At 32.8% G+C, this 19,674-nt stretch carries 21 protein-coding genes; 5 read left to right on the top strand and 16 right to left on the bottom strand.

What is annotated here, in order from left to right:
• Nucleotides 1–2 precede the first annotated feature (2 nt).
• The 3 genes from ACVCXO_RS09405 to ACVCXO_RS09395 all read right to left on the bottom strand — a co-directional run bounded on the left by ACVCXO_RS09405 (nucleotide 3) and on the right by ACVCXO_RS09395 (nucleotide 2,751).
• Nucleotides 3–1,301, bottom strand: coding sequence for a cell surface protein (locus ACVCXO_RS09405; protein ID WP_452229339.1), 1,299 nt, complete (start codon nucleotides 1,299–1,301; stop codon nucleotides 3–5).
• A gap of 100 nt (nucleotides 1,302–1,401) precedes the next feature.
• A complete protein-coding gene (locus tag ACVCXO_RS09400; protein ID WP_452229338.1) occupies nucleotides 1,402–2,022 on the bottom strand; it encodes a DUF4331 family protein in 621 nt (206 codons plus the stop codon).
• Nucleotides 2,023–2,049: 27 nt separating this feature from the next.
• Nucleotides 2,050–2,751: a DUF4331 family protein gene (locus tag ACVCXO_RS09395; RefSeq protein ID WP_452229337.1), complete on the bottom strand. Its 702-nt coding sequence runs from the start codon at nucleotides 2,749–2,751 to the stop codon at nucleotides 2,050–2,052.
• Between the two features lie 137 nt (nucleotides 2,752–2,888).
• Between ACVCXO_RS09395 and ACVCXO_RS09390 the strand changes: the two genes are divergently transcribed.
• On the top strand, nucleotides 2,889–4,064 hold the full coding sequence (locus ACVCXO_RS09390) for an LETM1-related biofilm-associated protein (protein ID WP_452229336.1): 1,176 nt from the start codon (nucleotides 2,889–2,891) through the stop codon (nucleotides 4,062–4,064).
• Here ACVCXO_RS09390 and ACVCXO_RS09385 read toward each other — a convergent pair.
• The 7 genes from ACVCXO_RS09385 to ACVCXO_RS09355 all read right to left on the bottom strand — a co-directional run bounded on the left by ACVCXO_RS09385 (nucleotide 4,061) and on the right by ACVCXO_RS09355 (nucleotide 10,869).
• Nucleotides 4,061–5,014, bottom strand: a complete 954-nt coding sequence (locus ACVCXO_RS09385) for a Fic family protein (protein WP_452229335.1) — start codon at nucleotides 5,012–5,014, stop codon at nucleotides 4,061–4,063. The two genes, ACVCXO_RS09390 and ACVCXO_RS09385, sit on opposite strands and share 4 nt — an antisense overlap.
• A gap of 56 nt (nucleotides 5,015–5,070) precedes the next feature.
• Nucleotides 5,071–5,826, bottom strand: a complete 756-nt coding sequence (locus ACVCXO_RS09380; protein WP_452229334.1) for a LytR/AlgR family response regulator transcription factor — start codon at nucleotides 5,824–5,826, stop codon at nucleotides 5,071–5,073.
• Nucleotides 5,827–5,948: 122 nt separating this feature from the next.
• Nucleotides 5,949–6,284 carry a 2TM domain-containing protein gene (locus tag ACVCXO_RS09375; protein WP_452229333.1) on the bottom strand — a complete coding sequence of 112 codons (336 nt, stop codon included), beginning with the start codon at nucleotides 6,282–6,284 and terminating at the stop codon, nucleotides 5,949–5,951.
• Between the two features lie 35 nt (nucleotides 6,285–6,319).
• Nucleotides 6,320–6,637 carry a 2TM domain-containing protein gene (locus tag ACVCXO_RS09370; RefSeq protein WP_452229332.1) on the bottom strand — a complete coding sequence of 106 codons (318 nt, stop codon included), beginning with the start codon at nucleotides 6,635–6,637 and terminating at the stop codon, nucleotides 6,320–6,322.
• Nucleotides 6,638–6,639: 2 nt separating this feature from the next.
• Nucleotides 6,640–7,977: a 2TM domain-containing protein gene (locus ACVCXO_RS09365; protein ID WP_452229331.1), complete on the bottom strand. Its 1,338-nt coding sequence runs from the start codon at nucleotides 7,975–7,977 to the stop codon at nucleotides 6,640–6,642.
• Between the two features lie 24 nt (nucleotides 7,978–8,001).
• Nucleotides 8,002–8,622, bottom strand: coding sequence for a tetratricopeptide repeat protein (locus ACVCXO_RS09360; RefSeq protein WP_452229330.1), 621 nt, complete (start codon nucleotides 8,620–8,622; stop codon nucleotides 8,002–8,004).
• A 96-nt stretch (nucleotides 8,623–8,718) separates the two neighbouring features.
• Entirely contained in the window at nucleotides 8,719–10,869 is a 2,151-nt protein-coding gene (locus ACVCXO_RS09355; RefSeq protein WP_452229329.1) for a TonB-dependent receptor, read from the bottom strand.
• Between the two features lie 162 nt (nucleotides 10,870–11,031).
• On the opposite strand from ACVCXO_RS09355, the gene ACVCXO_RS09350 reads away from it, so the two are divergent.
• From ACVCXO_RS09350 to ACVCXO_RS09335, 4 genes are all read left to right on the top strand, one after another.
• Nucleotides 11,032–11,739 carry a hypothetical protein gene (locus ACVCXO_RS09350; protein WP_452229328.1) on the top strand — a complete coding sequence of 236 codons (708 nt, stop codon included), beginning with the start codon at nucleotides 11,032–11,034 and terminating at the stop codon, nucleotides 11,737–11,739.
• Nucleotides 11,740–11,790: 51 nt separating this feature from the next.
• A complete protein-coding gene (locus ACVCXO_RS09345) occupies nucleotides 11,791–12,393 on the top strand; it encodes a hypothetical protein (RefSeq protein ID WP_452229327.1) in 603 nt (200 codons plus the stop codon).
• 430 nt (nucleotides 12,394–12,823) lie between these two features.
• Nucleotides 12,824–13,471: a class I SAM-dependent methyltransferase gene (locus tag ACVCXO_RS09340; protein ID WP_452229326.1), complete on the top strand. Its 648-nt coding sequence runs from the start codon at nucleotides 12,824–12,826 to the stop codon at nucleotides 13,469–13,471.
• 42 nt (nucleotides 13,472–13,513) lie between these two features.
• Nucleotides 13,514–13,681: a hypothetical protein gene (locus tag ACVCXO_RS09335; RefSeq protein ID WP_452229325.1), complete on the top strand. Its 168-nt coding sequence runs from the start codon at nucleotides 13,514–13,516 to the stop codon at nucleotides 13,679–13,681.
• A gap of 163 nt (nucleotides 13,682–13,844) precedes the next feature.
• Here the strand turns inward: ACVCXO_RS09335 and ACVCXO_RS09330 are convergent, their stop codons facing one another.
• The 6 genes from ACVCXO_RS09330 to ACVCXO_RS09305 form a co-directional block, all read right to left on the bottom strand.
• On the bottom strand, nucleotides 13,845–14,576 hold the full coding sequence (locus ACVCXO_RS09330) for an energy transducer TonB (RefSeq protein ID WP_452229324.1): 732 nt from the start codon (nucleotides 14,574–14,576) through the stop codon (nucleotides 13,845–13,847).
• 194 nt (nucleotides 14,577–14,770) lie between these two features.
• Nucleotides 14,771–16,243 carry an IMP dehydrogenase gene (guaB, locus tag ACVCXO_RS09325; protein WP_452229323.1) on the bottom strand — a complete coding sequence of 491 codons (1,473 nt, stop codon included), beginning with the start codon at nucleotides 16,241–16,243 and terminating at the stop codon, nucleotides 14,771–14,773.
• A gap of 97 nt (nucleotides 16,244–16,340) precedes the next feature.
• Nucleotides 16,341–16,844: a hypothetical protein gene (locus ACVCXO_RS09320; protein WP_452229322.1), complete on the bottom strand. Its 504-nt coding sequence runs from the start codon at nucleotides 16,842–16,844 to the stop codon at nucleotides 16,341–16,343.
• Nucleotides 16,845–17,303: an FMN-binding protein gene (locus ACVCXO_RS09315; protein ID WP_452229321.1), complete on the bottom strand. Its 459-nt coding sequence runs from the start codon at nucleotides 17,301–17,303 to the stop codon at nucleotides 16,845–16,847. It abuts the gene before it with no gap.
• A 354-nt stretch (nucleotides 17,304–17,657) separates the two neighbouring features.
• Nucleotides 17,658–18,821 carry a hypothetical protein gene (locus tag ACVCXO_RS09310; protein ID WP_452229320.1) on the bottom strand — a complete coding sequence of 388 codons (1,164 nt, stop codon included), beginning with the start codon at nucleotides 18,819–18,821 and terminating at the stop codon, nucleotides 17,658–17,660.
• 347 nt (nucleotides 18,822–19,168) lie between these two features.
• Nucleotides 19,169–19,672 carry a ferritin gene (locus ACVCXO_RS09305; protein ID WP_452229319.1) on the bottom strand — a complete coding sequence of 168 codons (504 nt, stop codon included), beginning with the start codon at nucleotides 19,670–19,672 and terminating at the stop codon, nucleotides 19,169–19,171.
• Nucleotides 19,673–19,674 lie beyond the last annotated feature (2 nt).

The raw sequence follows: 19,674 nt of genomic DNA, 5'->3' as shown, positions 1-19,674 counted from the left end.
AATTAAATATTTTTTATTTCTTTTTCTACTAAAGGACCAAGTTCAAAGCTGCTTTCCAGTAATTCTTTTTTAAGTTTTTTAGCTTCCGATAATTTACCATTCGCTTTATATATTTTTGCTAGATGATACATCGCTTCTGGTTCAAAGGTTTTATTTAAAACGTTCTCTTCAGCTATATGTAACGCATTTTCGAAATGTCCTTTATTATAGTATGTCCAGGCTAATAAATCATAAGATTGTGCTGTTGGTCTATTTTCAATTTCTAATCGAGAAAGTGCTAAAGCTTTGTCGGTAAGGTTTAATTCTTCAGCAAATAGTTTTGCGTTGTATGCATTATACATATCGCCATATTTAGAGTTGTTAACTGCTTCGGCGTATAATGTTAAGTTTTTTGTTTTAGCAGATGTATCGTTACTATATTCTGCTATTTCTGCTTTTAGTAAATAATAATCTGGTGCAATATGTTCTTTTGTTATGGTATTTAAAATACGTAGTGCCTCATCCGGATTACGCTCATAAGAATATACTATCCAAGCAATACCTTTTTTTGCATAGGCATCATTTGCATTTATGGCTAATGCTTTTAAATAGTAGTTGTATGATTTTTCTATTTGTCCGTCATGCCCGTAATAATCCGCAATATTAGTATACGCCCATAGCATTAATCCTTTGTTTTTAGACGACTCTGCAATTGCCATTGCTTTCTCCATATATTTTATGGTAGACGTTAAATCTCCTTCATGATCACTCCATTTAGACAAGCGAATTAAAAATCCGAAATCGCTTAGATTTTTTACCTGTGCTAAATAATGAGATGCTTCTTTAGCGTTTCCTAATTCTAAATGCACATCAAATAGCATTTTTTGTGTTCCTTTTAAGTTTTCACCAATAGTTTCTGCTTTTTCTAAAAGCGTCAATGCTTCTTTAAAACGGTGTTGTGAAATATAGTTTCTAGCTAAAGCACGCAGATAACCAGAATTAGTATAATTAAGTCTTTCATTAGCCTTCATTAGGCTTTCTTCTGCATGAATTAAATAATCAATATTTCCTGTTGCAGTAAATAACTGAGATTGAGACGCTGCTAATTTTACTAAATAAGGATATTGATTAGGTTCTTGTTCTAGCTTATTTTCCCAAAATTCATGATCTCCTTGAATAGTTTGCAATGTCTCGCTCTCTGTTAATTCTAGATATGCGCTGTAATCATTTAGACTTGTTATTTGCTTATTACTTTTATTACAGCTTGTTATTGTTAAGACTAGTAATAAAATAAATAGTAGTTTATAATTTGCTGTTTTCATTTTGTTGGTTTTTGTTGTTTTGTTGGTTGTAATTGTAGGTAGTCTGGTTGTTTAAAAAACATTAGAGTGCGCTATACACACTCTAATGCTATTATATATTTTACCAAGCAGAAGCTAAGTAAGGAAATGAGGCAGAAAAAGGCTTATCGTTAGCATCTACATTATCGTTAGATAATTGCGGATTTTCAGTAAAATCTTCACCACCAAATATTAATAATAATTCTACTGTTATTACATCATCGGTTAAATTTCTTCCGGTTAACAATGCTCCAGATACTGGATTAAAAAAAGTAGTTTCTCCATCTAATGAAAGATTAAGTACATCTGTAGCTAATAATCCTGTAAATTCTGCAGAAGTTTGCATTAAAGCATTCCTATCTCCTGGATTAGCAAAAGCAGGGCTTAAAGCTTCTAAATTATTTTGAAACATAGTTTGAAAAGCAGCACTCTGCGTTGATGGTGTAGTTACATTAAATGTGTTTTTACTAGCCGCACCAACAAATACAGTATTCACAGCTGGTCTACCCATTTGGTCTTGTTGCGCATACGTTCCAGAAAAGTCTGTTTCTGTTGTTGTCATTTCTACACTAGAATTATCATCATCGCTAGAGCAGTTAAATGCAAAGGCTGAGATTAATATTGCGCTTAGTATTAATTTTATATTTTTACTCACGTTACTTCTATTGTTTAAGTGTTCGTGAAAATTCTTTGAATTTTTCATAATTGTACGTTTTAAATAAGTTAGTTTTTATTGTTTTGTTTTCGCTTCTACCCAAGTATTGATAGTTCCTGAACCACCAACCATAGATTTTGGCACTTCTACTACAATAGACATTACATTTGTTCCAGCAAAGGTGTCTGAACCTGGACTATTAAAGCTTGCCGCATTACCTGCAATGATCTCACCGTACTGTGCAAAATCCATAAAGAAAGGATCATCACGAGGACCAGCGAAAAAAGTCATTCCTGCGTTTGTTGTTGCTATTGCACCCATTCCATAAGTAGAAATAGCTACCGATGATTGTACTGCATTTGTTTCGATAGCACTATCTAGTCCTACACTTCCTGGTGCCGTTGGACCAAAGAAATACATTTTACCATCTCTTGGTATTGCTTGTATTACTAAGTCTTCTACATTATCACCTGTTGTGTCCATGTTAAATTCTATTAATACATTTTCATCAAATGCTGCTGAAGCTGTTGCACTAGGGCTTAAAAGTCCTTGTACATTTGCAATAAATACAACATTGTTTGGGTCTTGCGCTTGAAATGCGTAGAAATCTGTGATATCTGCTGCACCACCTGCAACTGCTGGAGCTTCAATGTGATCTGCCGCTACCATAAAGAAACCAGCTATTGTTAAAGCTCCAATTCCTAAAATAATTTTTAATTTTTTACTCACGCCATTAAAATTGTTTGCGTGTTCGTGAAAACTTTTAGTGTTTTTCATAATAAATGAGGTTTTAGTTAATTAATTTTTGACTCTCAACCATACCTACGCAAAAAAGATAAAGTCGGTTTTAAAAAAGTTTAAATAGTTTTCTTTTACAGAAAAAATTATCTTTACACCAACTTAATAAATCAACTATGAATCCATCGGCAAATGGCTGGATAAATAAACTAGTAAAAACGCTAGAAGTCAATAATACTCTAGAAGAATCTTCTAATAATGCCTTTTATTTAGCATTAAGAGAAAGCGGATTTATCTATGGAAATAATGTTGGTATAGTTGAAAATTTATTGGATAAAAAAGATTTTACAAATGAAGAAATTTGTAAAACCAACCTTTTCTTGGCCCTATATTTTTCACATAAAAAGATAGATAATTCGGAAAACTTCATAGATAGCACTATAGAATTCTATACGCAGATTGAAGAATATAAGACCTCTTACTTTAAAGAACTTCTAGGTGAAAAAAAATCGGCAGGACTATTAGAAAAAATAATTCATAAGCGGGTTTTAATTGATGACAACCTCATCTCTAAAAGCTTTAACTATTTTATTACAAATGCCCTATTATATATAGATGTACTTGCCTACAAACACTATTTAAGGAATAAAACAATAACCGTCAACTATATTAAGAATTTAGAATCTTCACTAGAGACTATTGTTTTATGTGTTTTAAATGCGAAACAAACGAAGAGCGAATATGACACTAGTTTAATTAAACTATTTGAACAATCGTTACGCTATCAAAAGAAATATAATATTACCTATATTCAAGCAATATCTTTTATTAATAGCGAGTTTGAAACGCAGTATATAATAGACATGGCTTGTATGGCAACTTGGACAGATGCATCTATTGATAATAAAGAACATGCCTTTTTAAACCAGTTGGGAGCAGATTTACAATTAGAACAGAAAACGGTTAGCGAAGCTAAAGCCTCTATTTCTCTGTTTTATCATACGTATAAAGAGCAGATTGTTTTGCTTGGTTCTAAAAATATTGTAAAAACTTTTTACGATAATTCGAGTAAAATGGTAAGCAAGCTTATTTCTAGAAATAGTAAGCGTTTGTATAAAGAATTGGGTGAAAGCAAAGAGTTAGTGCGTTTAATCTCCCAATCCACGGTTAGAGATCTAAGCGAAGAAGAACAAAAAAAAGTACAAAGTCAGTTATTAGATATCTTTAAATCGATACCAAGTTTAGCTATTTTTATGCTTCCTGGCGGCGCATTATTACTTCCTTTAGTTATAAAGTTTATACCAAAATTATTACCTAGTGCTTTTGATGATAATAGAATTGAAGAAGATTAACGTTTATGTGCTCTATTTTCTATATAATTTAAAATAGCGTCTTTAGTGGTAAACCAAACGCGACCTTCTTTATGTGCATCTATTTTACCTTGCCTTGCTAACAAACTAACATATTCTTGTCCATAAGGGACATCTGGTTCTTTAACAATATTAGAAATTGCATCGTACTCTTGATCATTATTAGGAATAGTACTTAAATAAATATTTAAACTACGCTCTACAGCTTGACACATAAGTAACATAAGCTTAAGATACTTACCGTTATTTGCTTGATTTAAAGCTTCATAATATTTTTTCCTATCTGTTGTTAAAATAATAGCTGGAGGAAAACCTGCTTTCATTAATAGTAAATTCATAGCAAGACGAACGGTTCTACCATTACCATCAAAAAACGGATGAATATGTACAAATTGGTGATGAAAAACTGTAGCTAACTCTACGGCATTTAATTGCATAGGATTTGTATTCACAAAATCCACCAAGTTTTCAAGTAAATCTGAAACTTTTCGTGCATTTGGCGGAATAAAATTAGCACCAGAAATACGAACAGCAGCATTTCGCAATCTACCAGCAAAATCATTTTCAATTGCTCTTAAAAATAAAGCATGCAAAGACAATATATCTTTACTGTTTAGTTTATAACTAGGCTTAATTAAGCCATATAAATAATGTATTGCATCTTCATGGTTTTTTGCTTCAAAGTGCTCACGTAAAGATTTCCCTTTTATTGTAATACCTTCTTGCAAAACCATTTGTGTTTCACGTAAACTTAAAGTATTCCCTTCTATGCTGTTAGAATTATACGTCCATTCTATTAATAAAGATTCTCTAATGCTATTTAACGAAGCACTAGGCAAAGGTCTGGCCGTATTTAAAAGATTTAGCTTGTCTTGTAATCTTAAAAAGGTTGTATTTAATTCTTCTCTGTATGTTAACTTAAATTCTACCACATACAAATATACAAAATCGGAAGGAGAGTAAAAAACACCTTGCCGATATTATAAATTTACTCCAACCAATTTTTAAAATCCTTAACGCGCTCTCTTGCAACGATTACTTCTTGTTCGTTAAAGGAATTTAATTTTATTTCTAAACGCGAATTGGTGTAGCTTACCATATCTTTTATTGCATGAATGTTTACAAAGAATTTTCTGTTAATTCGGAAGAATTGCTGTGGTTCTAATTCGTTTTCTAATTGTTCTAGCGTTGTATCTAATAAATAGTTTCTTCCTTCTGTAGTATATAAATACGTTCCTTTGTTTTCACTGTAGAAACACTCAATATCCTCTATATTAATGAGTTTTAAATGTTGTCCGACTTTAACTGAAAATCTTTTCTTGTATTCCCGTTCTATAGGATTCACTAAAAGTTTTTTAATATCCTCAAAATCTAAAGTAACATTTTGTTTTGTTGGGATACGTGTTTTGTACTTGGCAACTGCTGTGGCTAAGTCCTCGTCATCAATTGGTTTTAATAAATAATCGATACTATTTAATTTGAAGGCTTGCAACGCATATTCATCATAAGCAGTAGTAAAGATTACGGCAGATTGAATATCGATACTTTCAAAAATCTCAAAAGATAATCCGTCACTTAATTGAATATCTAAAAAAATAAGATCTGGATGGGCATTTTCATTAAACCACTGTATAGATTCTTCTACAGAATGCAACATGGTTTCTGCCTTTACTCCTAAAGTATCGAGCATACGTTGTAAACGTCTTGCAGATGGCTTCTCGTCTTCTATAATTATTGTTGTCATAGTACTATTTGCGTTAGCGATTGAAACGTTATCCTTTTTATGTGGTTTTTACTGCGAAAGCAGGAAGAACTGCATAAAAAGATTTAAGTGGAAAGCGCGACCCTTGTGGTAACGCCCAAAAATTACTCCCATTTCTGATTTTCTTCTTTCTCTAAATATTCTTGCACTTTTTTATCTTCCCAATTCTGACCAAAAATCATATTTTTCCCAAAAACGCCCATGGCATGAAAAGCGATTCCTATGCCCCAAAACGTCCAAATGGCAAAGGTTCCAAATTCAAAAAAAGAATCATTAAAAGATTTCCCTTCATTTAAATCGCTAGAAACTTTACTCACGGTAATAAAAATGTTTACCGCTAAATACCAAAAAAAATGCCAGTAGAAACCTTTTAATTGCTTGACACGTTTTTTAGCTTTATCATAAGCTTCTTGACTACTCTGTTGGTTTTCGTTGTACATTTATAAACTGTAATTTACGTTCATGATTTCCTTATTTAATCCCATTGTTGGTGTTTCTCCTCCTTCTCCATAAACTTCTTAATCTTACGTTCTTCCCAATCACTACCAAAAACAAAGTTTGGTAAGAAAACAGAAAGAGCATGTATAATAATTGCGATTCCCCAAGTACCAAAGGTTATAAAATTATGTATTTGAAAATAACTTTCACCTGGTTCTAAATTCTGAATATTTATAAATACAAAAATCAAGTTTATTATAATATAAAACAGTAAGTGTGTATAAAAGCCTTTTATTCTTTTTACTTGCTTTCTTGCGCGTTCTACACGGTCGTTATTAAAAGATTTTGTGTCCATAATTATCGCCATTTATTTTGTTGCTCTTCTTTTTCTAAAATCTCATTTATTTTACGCTCTTCCCATGTTTTACCATAACCAAATACGGTAAATCCATGAATTACAACTCCCATTCCCCAACCAAACATTGGAAACCAAAACCATTGAAAATTCCATGAAGTTGAGTAGTTTATAAATATTAGAAATGGGATAACTAGGCAATAGGAAGTTAGATTGCCATAAAAGCCTTTGATTTCTTCTACGCGTTTTTTTGCTCTATAATAAGCGTCTTCTTTAGTGTTTGTATTTATACGTTCCATACTTGTGATTTGTTTTGTTAGCATTGGTATTGCGACTGCAAAACGGTTTGCTTCTTGATTGATGTGTACTTTTTTGGTAGTTAATAATTGGTAACGTTGTGTAATATTATTTAAACCAACACCACTACTCTTTTTCACTATTTGCTTGATTTGCAAATTATTCTCTACGATTAGATTTCCATTTTCTTCATATATTTTTATATGTAATGGTTTACTAGAAGTAACAATATTATGCTTGACTGCGTTTTCTAATAGCAGCTGCAGCGATAATGGTACTACTTTACTTTCGGGATTGGTGGCTTGCTTCGGAATTTCAAAAACAATGCTATCTTCAAATCGCATTTTTAAAAGCGACATATAGGTTTTTGCAAAGGCTAATTCTTCATCTACAGAAACCAGGTCTTTATTTTTTTGCTCTAAAACATAGCGATATACTTTAGAAAGCGATGTGGTGAACTTTTGTGCGTTATCTGGATTCTCTTCAATTAAACTTGTTAATACATTTAGACTATTGAATAAGAAATGCGGATCTAACTGATTTTTTAAAGCATCAAACTTTGCACTTGCCGTTCCTGCAATTACTTTTTGTTCTTTAATTTTATTTTGCTGTAGTTTATTGAAAAAGTAAAAGGCATGAAATGTAATAACAATAGACAGTGTAATCCATACACCAAAAGAATAATTCCTCCAACTTTCTTTAGTTATAAAGGTTTCAAAAGTAGTCCCATCATAAACCACGGCGGTCATTGCTCTTAAAATAAACAAACCGATAAGTGTTATTATTATGGAACCTACAATTCCTATAATTAGACGTGTAACACTGATACTATTTTTAGTTTCCCATGTTCTATTTTCTAAAAAATTAAAATAGTACATATTAGAATACCCTAAAACGAATGCATACAACTGGTAAAAGCCAAAATTGATTGAAAAATCTTGAATACTTTTAAATGCAAATCCGTTATAAAAAGCATTACCAATAACAAATACGATACAGCCTATTGCAAATGTTAATATTATATTTTTCAGGTTTTTACTCATGGCTCTTAGTTTGTGTATTCTGTTCTATTTACAGCTAGCAATAATTTCTTGGGCGCGTTCTCTTCCCCAATTTGGATGAAATTCTGTTTCTGGTTTAAAGGTAGCAAAAAGTTCTAAAGCCCTTTCTACTTCTGTACAAAATGGTTGGATGTCTTGCCCAAAATAACGTGCGCCACCAATATTCCAATCTGCTTTGTTTAAAACAACTCTTGGATTATTGGGTGCTAATTTTTCTGCTTGTGCATATAGCGCCATTACTTTAGCCGAATACATCATACCATAAGTTGCACCATCGCTTGCCACATAAACCGTGTATAATATGGCTTGCATTACCATGATTTCGGGATTGTCTTTAGAGATTGCAGTGGCATCATTTAAAAAGCATTGTGCTTGATCTAGTTGCACTTTTAAAGCATCTGCATCTTGCATTTTACGAAACCCATCTAAAATTAGAGTTTCTGCTGCATAATAAGGAGGCAACCAATTATCTGGTTCTGCTTTTGCGATACGTTCAAAAAGTTGCGAAGCTTCTATAGGATTCGTTTTCCAAAGGTCTAATGCTTTATGCATGCCTTGTTCGTATTTGGTTTGTGCAGTAACGATACTTGTTATCAATAAAGTTACAATGATGATTAGATGTTTCATTTTATATTATGGTTTTAATGGTTATACAAATATCTATGGAATCTACTTGTTTTAAAAAAGTGTTCTACTGAACTGTTATTATTTTAGGACAGACTGTTATAAATTATCTAACTGATTATCGGTTCCTTTTTCACTAATAGTCCAGAAGAATCCAACAAAAAAGAATTGATCGGTTGCAGGACGTAAACTTCTACTTGCAAAATTGCCATTTATGTCTGGTGTGTTTGCAAATTGATAACCGTTAACATTTTTAAAACCTAGCGCATTGTTTACCGATAGATACAGTATTTTTTGTGGCGAAATCAAATATGCCCAGTTAATACTTAAGCTATTGTATGCTTTTGTTTTCTGATCTAAAAAACCGGTTGTATTCGGATTGCTATACGTTCTGCCAGAAGCTAGAGAATAACTCATACCTACTTGACTTCTCCAATTGTCAATCCAATATTTACCAACGACGGAAAGATTGTGTGTATTCGCAAAATTTGGCTGTGCAGATTTTGAATAATTAAGGTAGTTTCTCTCACTATCTAAAAACGAATAACTCACCCAATAATCTACATTTTTAATACTATTGCTATCTCTCCAAAACAAGTCGATTCCTTTGGCAAAACCATACCCTTTGTTGTTATAATTACTATCAAAGCTGGCAAAATTGCTATCGTATTTCACTAATTGATCATAATCTTTATAATAGGCTTCTGCACGAAACAATTGTTTTTTACCATTATACTGATAGTTTAAAATATAATGCGAAGTCTGCTGCGCTTGCAAATCTTGTTCAAACTTTAAGATGCTACTATTAGGGTTCTGATAAAAATCGCCATACGCCAACGAAACCTGACTTTTTGCTGACGTTTTATACGCCATCGAAACTCTTGGAGAAAGTGTTACTTCATCAAACAACGCGCTATGTTCTAATCGCAATCCAGCTTTTAAGGCTAGTTTTCTAGAAAAGAAAATATCTGCTTCGGTGAATGCTGCGCTAATATTATTGTTAAATCCGTAATCTACGGAAGGTGTAAAAGTATCCTGATACCCTTCGTTAAAATTGGTTGCTAAATATTCAGCGCCAAAATTTAATTTAAAACGATTATTAAAACGATGTTTCAGTTTTACTTTACCATGAAAAGAGTTTTGTGTATCTTTAATAGCTGCATCGTCGATGTTTATTTTATCGTTGGCAAGTGTATAACTCATTCCGGTTTCTAAAGTCCAAGAGTCGCTTAACATTCCTTTATAGGAACCATTAAAATACAAGTTGTTATTTTTCAGTTTAAAGTGCACACCTTCAGAAGCATTTATATCTTCCTGTGTCAATTCAAAATTAGTAGATTCAAAAGCGGTATATAATTTTAACATGCCGTTATTGACTTTCTGACGAAAAACAGCCTCACCAGAAGCAAACTCGGCAGGTTTCTTCCAATCGTTTCTACTATTAAAAACAGCATTATAAGGCGCCAAATTAATATAGGAAGCATTGACACTTAAGGAGTTGTTTTTCCATTTTTGCGTATTACCAAGAGAACCTCCAAGCGTCATAATACCAATATCGGTTTTTTCTTGATCGGGTTCTCCTGTAGTATTTAAAAGTAAAACACTAGATAATGCTTGTCCGTACTCTGCCGAATACCCACCAGTAGAAAAAGTAATTCCGTCAAACAAAAATGGAGAATAGCGTCCGCGAGTTGGTGTATTATTGGTCGTTGGACTATACGGCGTAAAGACTTTGATACCATCAATAAATATTTGTGTTTCTTCTGCTTCACCACCACGAACAAAAAGTCTTCCATCTTCGGCAACCGTTGTAGTTCCTGGCAAGGTTTGTAATGCACCAACAAAATCACCCAAAGCACTTGCAGTGGTTACTACGTCTAAAGGTTTTAATACATTTACTTTTGAGTTATCTCCTGCAGAAAACGTTCCAGCAGAAAGAATAACGGTATCTAGAGAATTAATATCTTCTCGAAGGGCAATTTTTAAATCTTTCATATAAGAGATATCGCCAAGCATGGTGTAAGTCTCAAAGCCGACAAAAGAAACGATTAAATTTTGAGTTCCGGTTTCTTCGGTTTTAAAAGAAAACTCCCCTTTGCCATTGGTTGTTCCGCCGTCATAAGTACCTTCTAAATACACATTAGCTTGTACAATCGGATTATTTTTAGCATCGGTTACTATTCCGCTAATGGTTTGCGCAGCAAGTGAACAGCTGAATAAAAAGCTGAAGATTAGGATTACATTTTTCATAATTGACTGTTGGTTAATGGATCGATACTGCAAATATGTGACAGAAAGCAATTCCTAGAAATTAAAAACTACCGAATTGTAAAATAATACGGCTGAGATGTAAACGGAAGACGAAATACGTGGTAGTACGTATTTTTTAAACGAAATAAAAGGTATAACTTTATGCAACAAATACAAGGTATGACTACAGAACGAAATAATGAGAATCCGCAATTAATATCGTACAACCTTTTAAGGCAAATTATTGGTCTTTTAGGTATTATATTACCAATATTGTTAGTCGTTGGTGCTTTCTATTATGGCAATTGTGAGATTGTACAAAGCTCGATAAGTGATTATTACCATACGAAAATGCGAAACATATTAGTAGGTGTTTTATGCGCGGTTGCATTTTTTATGTTTACCTATAAAGGCTATGATATTAGAGATAGCATTGCGGGAAACCTTGCTTGTGTATTTGCGCTTGGTGTTGCCTTTTTTCCTACCGGAGTAGACACCCTTTCAGAATGCGCAGAACAATGCATTGTTTATGAACCTTGGATAAAAGCCGTACATTTTACTTTTGCAGGATTGTTTTTCGGGGTACTTATCTACTTTTCCCTATTTCTATTTACAGCATCTAAAACCCCTAAAGCGGAACTGGAGCCACATAAAAGAAAACGAAATATCATTTTTAAAACTTGTGGTTATGTGATGCTTGCATGTGTGGTTTTAATTGCTGTATACTTTTTCTATTTACAAGAAAAATTTCCAGAACTACAACATTTAGATCCTGTTTTTTGGTTAGAAAGCATAGCACTTTGGGCTTTTGGTATTTCTTGGATCACGAAAGGAGAACTGATTTTGAAGGATGATGAAACGGATAAGTAATAATAAAAACTTCTTATAATGGGAGTTGGCAATAATTAAAAAAACATTAAAATGAATCAAAATATATTTTTTACTTTTTTAATAATACTATGTACGTTTTCATCTTGTAAAAAGGTAAAGAAAGCAAGTTCACCAGCGGATCTTATGAGTAAACTAGAAATTGCCCTTGCATCTAAAGACGCAAAGACAATAGAAAAATATCTAATAACAGATTCTATTAGAACCCCAGAAATGGCTCAAGCATTATCGGAACTAATTGTAGCGATAAAAAACCCTACTCATAAACACCATTTTGCTAATCTTCCACAACCTTCACTAAATATTATGTTAAACTTATTAATCAATAATGAATTTTCTTATTTAAAAAACGGAAAATACAATGAACAACTTGAAGAGTTAAAAGTTGAAACAAAAGTAGCAAATCCCACTAATACATCTACAGTAACAGTTGTAGATATTGTAACGGTTAAGAAAACTAATAATGGATTTAAGTTTTGGCCTTATGCCATTGATAATAGTGCGATAATTTATACTAATGAAGTGTATAAACGGATTCCAGAAGCCATAAGTACGGACTCCATTACTCAAATAAAAAATATCAACCGTCTATTAGAGTTATATGTACCTGAAGAAGATAGAACTCTGAGAGAATAGAAATAATGGTAGCGGATAGGACTTTGAACGCCAATTGGGTTTCTACTGAAAATAGAGTACCAGCAATTTTTATTCTTCATGGAAACGGAGAGTCACTATCGGATTGGAAACCTTTACAAGCATATTTACTTAAAAAAAAGATAAAGCAATTACAATTTATATGAGCGAGGCTTTATCAAAATTCGCAGGAAATAAATAAAAATACATGGAAATCAAAACGAATGGACATAATGATGTTTATGCATTCTCTAAGGATAGTACTTGGAATCCATTTTTTGATTTTATGGAATAAAGTGTCAGCTGCTAAAACCGTATAAAATTTATTCTTGTTACTTTCCTGAAACGGAAAATCATTACTATTAAATAAGGTGTCTTTTCTTTTTGCTATCTTTAATTACACACAAAACGTTAGCAAAAACGGAATATAAAGATGAATAGAAAGGATAGAATACAAGACTTTTATAACAAGATGCCATCGATAAACGCAAAGAATATACCTATACAGCAACTAGAACATCTAACTGTAGGATGGCGTAATAAAGATTCTGCAAATGGCAGTTATCAGGCTGCTTCTGTATATCCATTTCAAGTTTGTAACGAAATCAAAAGTGTTTTGGATGTTGGATCTGGATTGGGTAGTTTTCTTTCCTATCTGAGAAATTCTAAAGGATTTGATGGCCACTATTTTGGCGTTGAAATATTAGAGGACTTTTATACCTATGGAAAAGAAATCCATATAAAGGACGCTAAAGCAACATTTGCTTGTGTCGATTTTCTAGAAATGCCTTTATCGGATGCTAATTTCGACTGGTCCTTTTCTATCGGTAGTCTTTCTGTAATTCAAGACGATCAGAATAAAGAAAATCGCGAGACTATTCTTAAGATGTATGCTTTATCCAATTTCGGATTTAGTATATTTTTAAATAACGCAGAAAAATGCAAGGTTTTACCAGGTCATAATATTAACGCCTTTGTGGATCTAATACAACGATTGCTTCCTAATTGCAAAGAAATTATTGTCAATCCATTTGGTGGAAAAAGCCTGCAAGCGAAGACCATGATTCATGTATTAAAATAAGTAAAGCTAAATAGCATCTATTAAACTTTAAAATAAATCATTATGGCAAACGACGACTCCTTCCAAAAATTAAAAACAGATATCCATATAGTTTCCGAAAAAGAAAAAAATTTACCACATGAAGCATGGCAGGTAATACTACAAAAACAAGGACGCGTGCCAGCTAATTTGGAAACCAAAGACAAATCAAAAACCAAAAACCAAAAATAATTTAGGAGTAGAAAAGGATGCACAGCAAAAAAAGAAATAAAACAATACTGCATAATTTCTGTAACCACTCCTCTTTCCTCCTATTTTCAAAAAGAAAACTGAAATTCATTCTCCTATTAAAAAAAGAGGAATGCTGCTTCATTACAAACTCCTGAAATGTTATTTATTGTTCCAACTGAAATGAAATAGGAATAGAATAAGGTACATTTACAGGTTTATTACGCTGTTTTCCAGGAATCATTTTTGGTAAAGCATCAATAATTCTACTAGCTTCCGTTTCTAAATATGAATTAGGACCTCTTGTTCTAATATTACTAATATATCCTCTACTATCCACAATAAACATCACATATACTTTTCCTTGTATACCCAACTCTTGTGCTTGTGCTGGATATTTAAAGGTCTTTTTCACATGTTCTAATACTTTATCGTTAAAGCATTTTTTTAGTTCATTATTATTTCCTGTACAACCTGGAAAAACGGGAACATTTTCTACAACTGCAAATGCAACCTCAATCTCTTCTTCTATTTCATCTATTACTACCACATCTTTTACTTCCACCACTTCGCGCTCTTCCATATATTCTTCCTGACTGGTTTCTGTACTTTCAATAACCGTTTCTTCCACTACTTCTGTGTCTTCTACTACTGTAATTACTTCTGGAGTAGAAACCTCTACTGGAGGTGGCGGAGGTGGTGTATTTAAATTGGTAATGGGAATATCTTCTTCTAACTCTTGTTCTATTTGAACAAAATCCTGCTTCCTAGTTTCTCCTTCATAAGATTTATATTCAAAAGCTTGCCAAGTAAACAATAGCATGAGATTTATTCCAATAAGAAAATAAATACTACTGTTTCTACCTACTTCAATATTAGGATTTTTCTTTAGTTCCATAGCATTAAAATTTATAGTAATTAAATTACTATTTTTTTTAATGAAATACTATGATAATTATCAGCTTTCAAAAATCAAAACACTGACTATTAATTGGTTAAATTAAATGTTACCATAAAAAAAATTCCCGCTTTCGCAGGAATTAGTACTATTATAAAGGATTAAGAAGTTCTTGTTTTCACAAGAATTCGTTATTACCTAGAGTAATTAGGAGATTCTTTAGTAATCGTTACATCATGCGGATGACTTTCATTAATTCCGGATGCTGTAATTTTTACAAACTGGCCTATTTCTTTTAAAGTCTCAATATCTTTAGAACCACAATACCCCATTCCTGCACGTAAACCACCAACAAACTGATGAATACTTTCATAAAGTTCTCCTTTATATGGTACACGACCAACAATTCCTTCTGGTACTAGTTTTTTAATATCGTCTTCTACATCTTGAAAATATCTGTCTTTACTTCCTTGTTTCATGGCTTCTACAGAACCCATTCCTCGATATGATTTGAATTTTCTTCCTTCGTAAATAATAGTTTCACCTGGAGACTCTTTAGTTCCTGCCAGCAAAGAACCTAACATCACTGTATCTGCTCCTGCCGCAATTGCTTTTGGTATATCTCCTGTGTAACGTATTCCTCCATCTGCAATTACTGGAACACCAGAACCTTTTATTGCTGCTGCTACTTCTAACACTGCTGAAAATTGTGGAAAACCTACTCCCGCAACTACACGAGTGGTACAAATAGAACCTGGGCCAATACCAACTTTTACAGCATCTGCTCCTGCTTCTACTAAATATTTAGCGGCTGCTCCTGTTGCAATATTCCCAACAATGACATCTAAATCTGGAAACCGCTTTTTAACTTCTTTTAAAACAAGAACCACACCTTTGGTATGTCCGTGAGCAGTATCAATAATTACAGCATCTACGCCACATTTCACCAAAGCTTCTGTACGTTCTACGGCATCTGCTGTTACACCAAGTGCTGCTGCAACCCGAAGTCTACCAAAGCTATCTTTATTCGCAATTGGTTTTTGCGTCACCTTAGTAATATCTCTAAAGGTTATTAAACCAGCTAGTTTATAATTTTCGTCTACAATAAGTAGTTTTTCAATTTTGTGTTTGTTTAAAATACCTTCGGCATCTTGTAGCGAAGTTCCAACAGAAGCAGTTACTAGATTTTCGCTAGTCATTACTTCTACAATTGGTCTTGTATTATCTTTTTCAAAACGTAAATCTCTATTGGTAACGATTCCTTTTAGCGTTCCGTTTTCGTCTACTATCGGAATTCCACCAATACCATGTTCTGCCATATTTTGTTTGGCATCTAAAACTTTTGCATCTAAGGTTAAAGTAACAGGATCTGTAATCATACCACTTTCGGCACGTTTTACTTTTCTAACTTCGTTTGCTTGTTGTGCAATAGACATATTTTTATGTAACACACCAATTCCGCCTTCACGAGCAATAGCAATTGCCATAGCACTTTCGGTAACGGTATCCATAGCTGCGGATACAATTGGAATATTTATTGTGATGTTACGTGAAAATTTTGTTTGAATATTGACTTCGCGTGGAAGTATTTCGGAATACGCTGGAACTAGAAGTACGTCGTCGTAAGTTAAACCTTCTCCTACAATTTTGTTGTTGTGTGCTGTCATGTTGCAATTAAGATATAATTGCATACAAATCTACGCTTTTTTTTCATTTAAAGCTTTAAAAGGAAAAGAAGTTGCTTTAATAGTTTTTAAATACAGATTATTTTAGAAGTGCTTGCTTTCTGGAAAACAATTGCAAAAGAATAATGAAAGCGGAAAGCGAAAAGGTTAGTGTCATTAAAGTACCCGAAAACATGACAATATATTTCATCCAAAGCAATCCTTTCCATAAAAAAAAGATACCTCCAAAGGTAAGTACCACAGAAATAAATGGTTCTATCATTAAGAAAATTTTGAGTTTTTTAGGCAAGTTAGTTGTGCTTAAAATAAGTCCGATTAAAAAGAAAATAATAGCCATAGATAAAATATGTCCATGTACTAAGGTGAGCATTTCTTGTTCGCTCTTTTTAAATTTCATTATAGTTGCATCTTCATCTGCTTCATTTCCTACATATTGTTCTTCAATACCGTTAGGAGCTGCGGAAGAGGTTTCACCAACAAACAATAATCCTGTAAAAAAGCCAATACTTAATATTACAACAAAGGTTGCAATAAGCAACTTAAGTTCTTTAGGAAACGTTTGAATTAAACCGTTAAGTTGCATTTATAGGATTTCTTTTTGGTGAAGGATTTTTAAAGATGCCAATAGGTTATTCATAGCATTTGTCATAGATCGCACAGAAATAGTCGCACCAGAAATTGCCATAATATTATCATTATACCGTAATTCATCTTCTTGTGTTTTTCCTATGAATTGTTTTAGCCAACGTTTGCTACCAATTTCTCCACCATAATCTTCTCTATACATAAGCACTTTGGTTTTTAAAACAATAAGTTCTGGATCTAATAGAACCAAATAATCAAATGTATCGGTTTTACTTGGTGCATTGGCAACATAGGCATAACCTAAAAGGGAATTTTCTGTTTTTATTTCGAATAAGTTATCGGTTCCAAAAGTAGCTGGTAATGTTTGCGCGATTTCCGAAGAAATAGGAATAGGATTAAACGCAAAAGCTTCTACACTAAAGGTATCTTTAATTTCTTTATCTACCTTTTTCTGCAAGTTTTTAGGCAAGTTAAAAGACAGTAAAGATATCGAGACGAAAAGTATAAAAACGTGTTTCATTTTCATTGTACAAATGTATATAATTATAGCTTATTATTTATCCCTTCCGTCTTTAAACTCTTCTAGTGCTTAAAGCCACCTTCCGTTAAAAAAATGGAAGGAGTTTTAATTCTCTTTCATAACTAGTAGCAGTGTCATGATGTGACGAGGTGGTTACGCATTAGCGATTGTAACGTTATCCTTTTTTTGTTTTCATTCCTTTCTAAAAAGGAATGAAAACAAAAAAAGATTTAAGTGGAAAGCGCGACCCTACGAAGCTTTTTTGCGAAGTAGGGTAATGCCCAAATTATTTTAAAACCAAACGCCGAAGCCAATATTTAACTGCCCTGTTGCTTCATTACCTTTTGCTGCATTATCTAAAACTTGGTAATCTGCTTTTACTACTGCTCCATTAGCAATGTGATAACTTAAACCTGCAGTCCATTCTTGTCTATTAAAAGCTAAATTTCTGGAAATTGCTGCATCTTTAGTCGCGGCATGCGTATCATATTGTTCATAACGAACAAAAGCATCTAATTTTTGTTCTTTAGATAATGGTAAAAGATTGTAAGCACTTTCTACATACCATCCTTTTAGTTCACTACCAAGATTTGCTTCGTTTGCCGTGTTATAAGCATCTGCATCACTAATTAGTGCATGAATATATTGTCCTCTAGCAGAAAAACGTTTTTTAATATAACGCGCATCTAAGCCAAACATATTAATACCTACATCTGCTCCTGGAGTTTCTTGAATATCGTCCTCTGCTTGGGTTCTTCCAAAATAACCAGATAATCCTAAACGCAAACCAGAAATACCATAATAATCTACTTTTGCAGAAAGGTTAGGTGTGTTAATAGTAGACTCTGCTCCTTTTTGTCGTCCGTTACGCAAACCATTACTTCCTCCTAAAGTTTTATCTCCATTTAAAGAGGTGAAACCATTAAAAATATATGCTTGGTAACGTAAAGAAGCATTATCCAATTTACCAGCAATACCTACTCCAATTTCTCGCCATGTAGTTGGTACAATGCTTTTGTCCATGCTTGGTCTTTCCACACCATTAAAAACGGTTGGCTCATGGTATTCATTAACAATTCCCATTGGTACTAACATTAAACCACCACGAATGTTTACTTTATCGTTTAGGCTATAGTTTAAGAATGCTTGTTCGATATACACTTCTTTAACGTGTTCGTATTCTATTTCTGTAACAAACTGTACTTTATCACTAAATTTATAGCCTAAAAGCATCACTAGTCTGTGTACATCTAGACTTCCATTATCTCCTTCTGGTTGGTTGTAATCTACTTGTGCATAACCACCAATAGTTATTCCTTTGGATGCAGAGCCATTTAAAATGTTTTGCGCTGCGTTAACTTGTTGATTTTTTGATGCTGTTGTATCTTGAACAACGGTTTGAGAAAACCCTATTGTTGCGGTTAACATTGCAATTGAAAGTAAAATTCTTTTCATTCTTTAATTCTATTTAGACTTATTATAAATAAATTATAATTTTTCGAGTGCAAAAATAGAAATGAAATTGAATTAGACCAATTTTATTTAGACTTATTTTAAATAAAAGAATATTTTATAGTTTAGGGCAACGTTTACAATTAGACTTCCCCTTCTTCTTATACTTTTTACAGCATTTAGATTTCTTATTCACATCACAGTAAACAAGACAGGATGTAATAATTACAGGCGCTAATTTGGGAGTAATATCTGTTTGCATTATTTTAATTTATTCTAAATAAGAACAAAATTACAAAAAAAAGATTCCAATAATGGAATCTTTTAACATTTAATTGTCAACCGTTTATCTATTGCTTCGCATTCGCTGCAGCAATAGCATTTACATCGCGATCAAAAAGGTAGTGACCAGATTTATCATTTCCTATAATGTTTAGCTTATCTAATAATGTTCTAGCAAGTGCTTCTTCTTCCAATTGTTCACTTACATACCATTGCATAAAATTATGGATACTATATTCTTTATTCTGTAAACTTTCAAAGATCACATGATTAATTTGTTCGGTAACAAAGATTTCACTCTGAAGAAATTTCTCAAAAAGTTCTATAATACCACTGTACGATTCTTTTGGTTTTTCTAATGCTGGGATGGCTACATTTCCGCTTCTTTCATTAATAAATTTTACAAGTTTAAGCATGTGAACACGTTCTTCTTCAGACTGACTATAAAAGAAATCTGCAACACCATTAAATCCATTTGCATCTGCCCAAGAAGCCATTGCTAAATATTGCATAGAAGCTTGTGCTTCAAATTTCACTTGGTCATTAAGTAATTTTTCAATAATAGTATTCATAG

The organism is Lacinutrix sp. MEBiC02404 (assembly GCF_053601575.1).
This window is presented reverse-complemented; position numbering and strand designations above follow the sequence as displayed.

What these genes read in the sequence shown, in the direction of transcription:
- ACVCXO_RS09405 (WP_452229339.1), bottom strand. Translation starts at nt 1,301, where the DNA reads ATGAAAACAGCAAATTATAAACTACTATTTATTTTATTACTAGTCTTA.
- ACVCXO_RS09400 (WP_452229338.1), bottom strand. Translation starts at nt 2,022, where the DNA reads ATGAAAAATTCAAAGAATTTTCACGAACACTTAAACAATAGAAGTAAC.
- ACVCXO_RS09395 (WP_452229337.1), bottom strand. Translation starts at nt 2,751, where the DNA reads ATGAAAAACACTAAAAGTTTTCACGAACACGCAAACAATTTTAATGGC.
- ACVCXO_RS09390 (WP_452229336.1), top strand. Translation starts at nt 2,889, where the DNA reads ATGAATCCATCGGCAAATGGCTGGATAAATAAACTAGTAAAAACGCTA.
- ACVCXO_RS09380 (WP_452229334.1), bottom strand. Translation starts at nt 5,826, where the DNA reads ATGACAACAATAATTATAGAAGACGAGAAGCCATCTGCAAGACGTTTA.
- ACVCXO_RS09375 (WP_452229333.1), bottom strand. Translation starts at nt 6,284, where the DNA reads ATGTACAACGAAAACCAACAGAGTAGTCAAGAAGCTTATGATAAAGCT.
- ACVCXO_RS09370 (WP_452229332.1), bottom strand. Translation starts at nt 6,637, where the DNA reads ATGGACACAAAATCTTTTAATAACGACCGTGTAGAACGCGCAAGAAAG.
- ACVCXO_RS09365 (WP_452229331.1), bottom strand. Translation starts at nt 7,977, where the DNA reads ATGAGTAAAAACCTGAAAAATATAATATTAACATTTGCAATAGGCTGT.
- ACVCXO_RS09360 (WP_452229330.1), bottom strand. Translation starts at nt 8,622, where the DNA reads ATGAAACATCTAATCATCATTGTAACTTTATTGATAACAAGTATCGTT.
- ACVCXO_RS09355 (WP_452229329.1), bottom strand. Translation starts at nt 10,869, where the DNA reads ATGAAAAATGTAATCCTAATCTTCAGCTTTTTATTCAGCTGTTCACTT.
- ACVCXO_RS09350 (WP_452229328.1), top strand. Translation starts at nt 11,032, where the DNA reads ATGCAACAAATACAAGGTATGACTACAGAACGAAATAATGAGAATCCG.
- ACVCXO_RS09345 (WP_452229327.1), top strand. Translation starts at nt 11,791, where the DNA reads ATGAATCAAAATATATTTTTTACTTTTTTAATAATACTATGTACGTTT.
- ACVCXO_RS09340 (WP_452229326.1), top strand. Translation starts at nt 12,824, where the DNA reads ATGAATAGAAAGGATAGAATACAAGACTTTTATAACAAGATGCCATCG.
- ACVCXO_RS09335 (WP_452229325.1), top strand. Translation starts at nt 13,514, where the DNA reads ATGGCAAACGACGACTCCTTCCAAAAATTAAAAACAGATATCCATATA.
- ACVCXO_RS09330 (WP_452229324.1), bottom strand. Translation starts at nt 14,576, where the DNA reads ATGGAACTAAAGAAAAATCCTAATATTGAAGTAGGTAGAAACAGTAGT.
- guaB (WP_452229323.1), bottom strand. Translation starts at nt 16,243, where the DNA reads ATGACAGCACACAACAACAAAATTGTAGGAGAAGGTTTAACTTACGAC.
- ACVCXO_RS09320 (WP_452229322.1), bottom strand. Translation starts at nt 16,844, where the DNA reads ATGCAACTTAACGGTTTAATTCAAACGTTTCCTAAAGAACTTAAGTTG.
- ACVCXO_RS09310 (WP_452229320.1), bottom strand. Translation starts at nt 18,821, where the DNA reads ATGAAAAGAATTTTACTTTCAATTGCAATGTTAACCGCAACAATAGGG.
- ACVCXO_RS09305 (WP_452229319.1), bottom strand. Translation starts at nt 19,672, where the DNA reads ATGAATACTATTATTGAAAAATTACTTAATGACCAAGTGAAATTTGAA.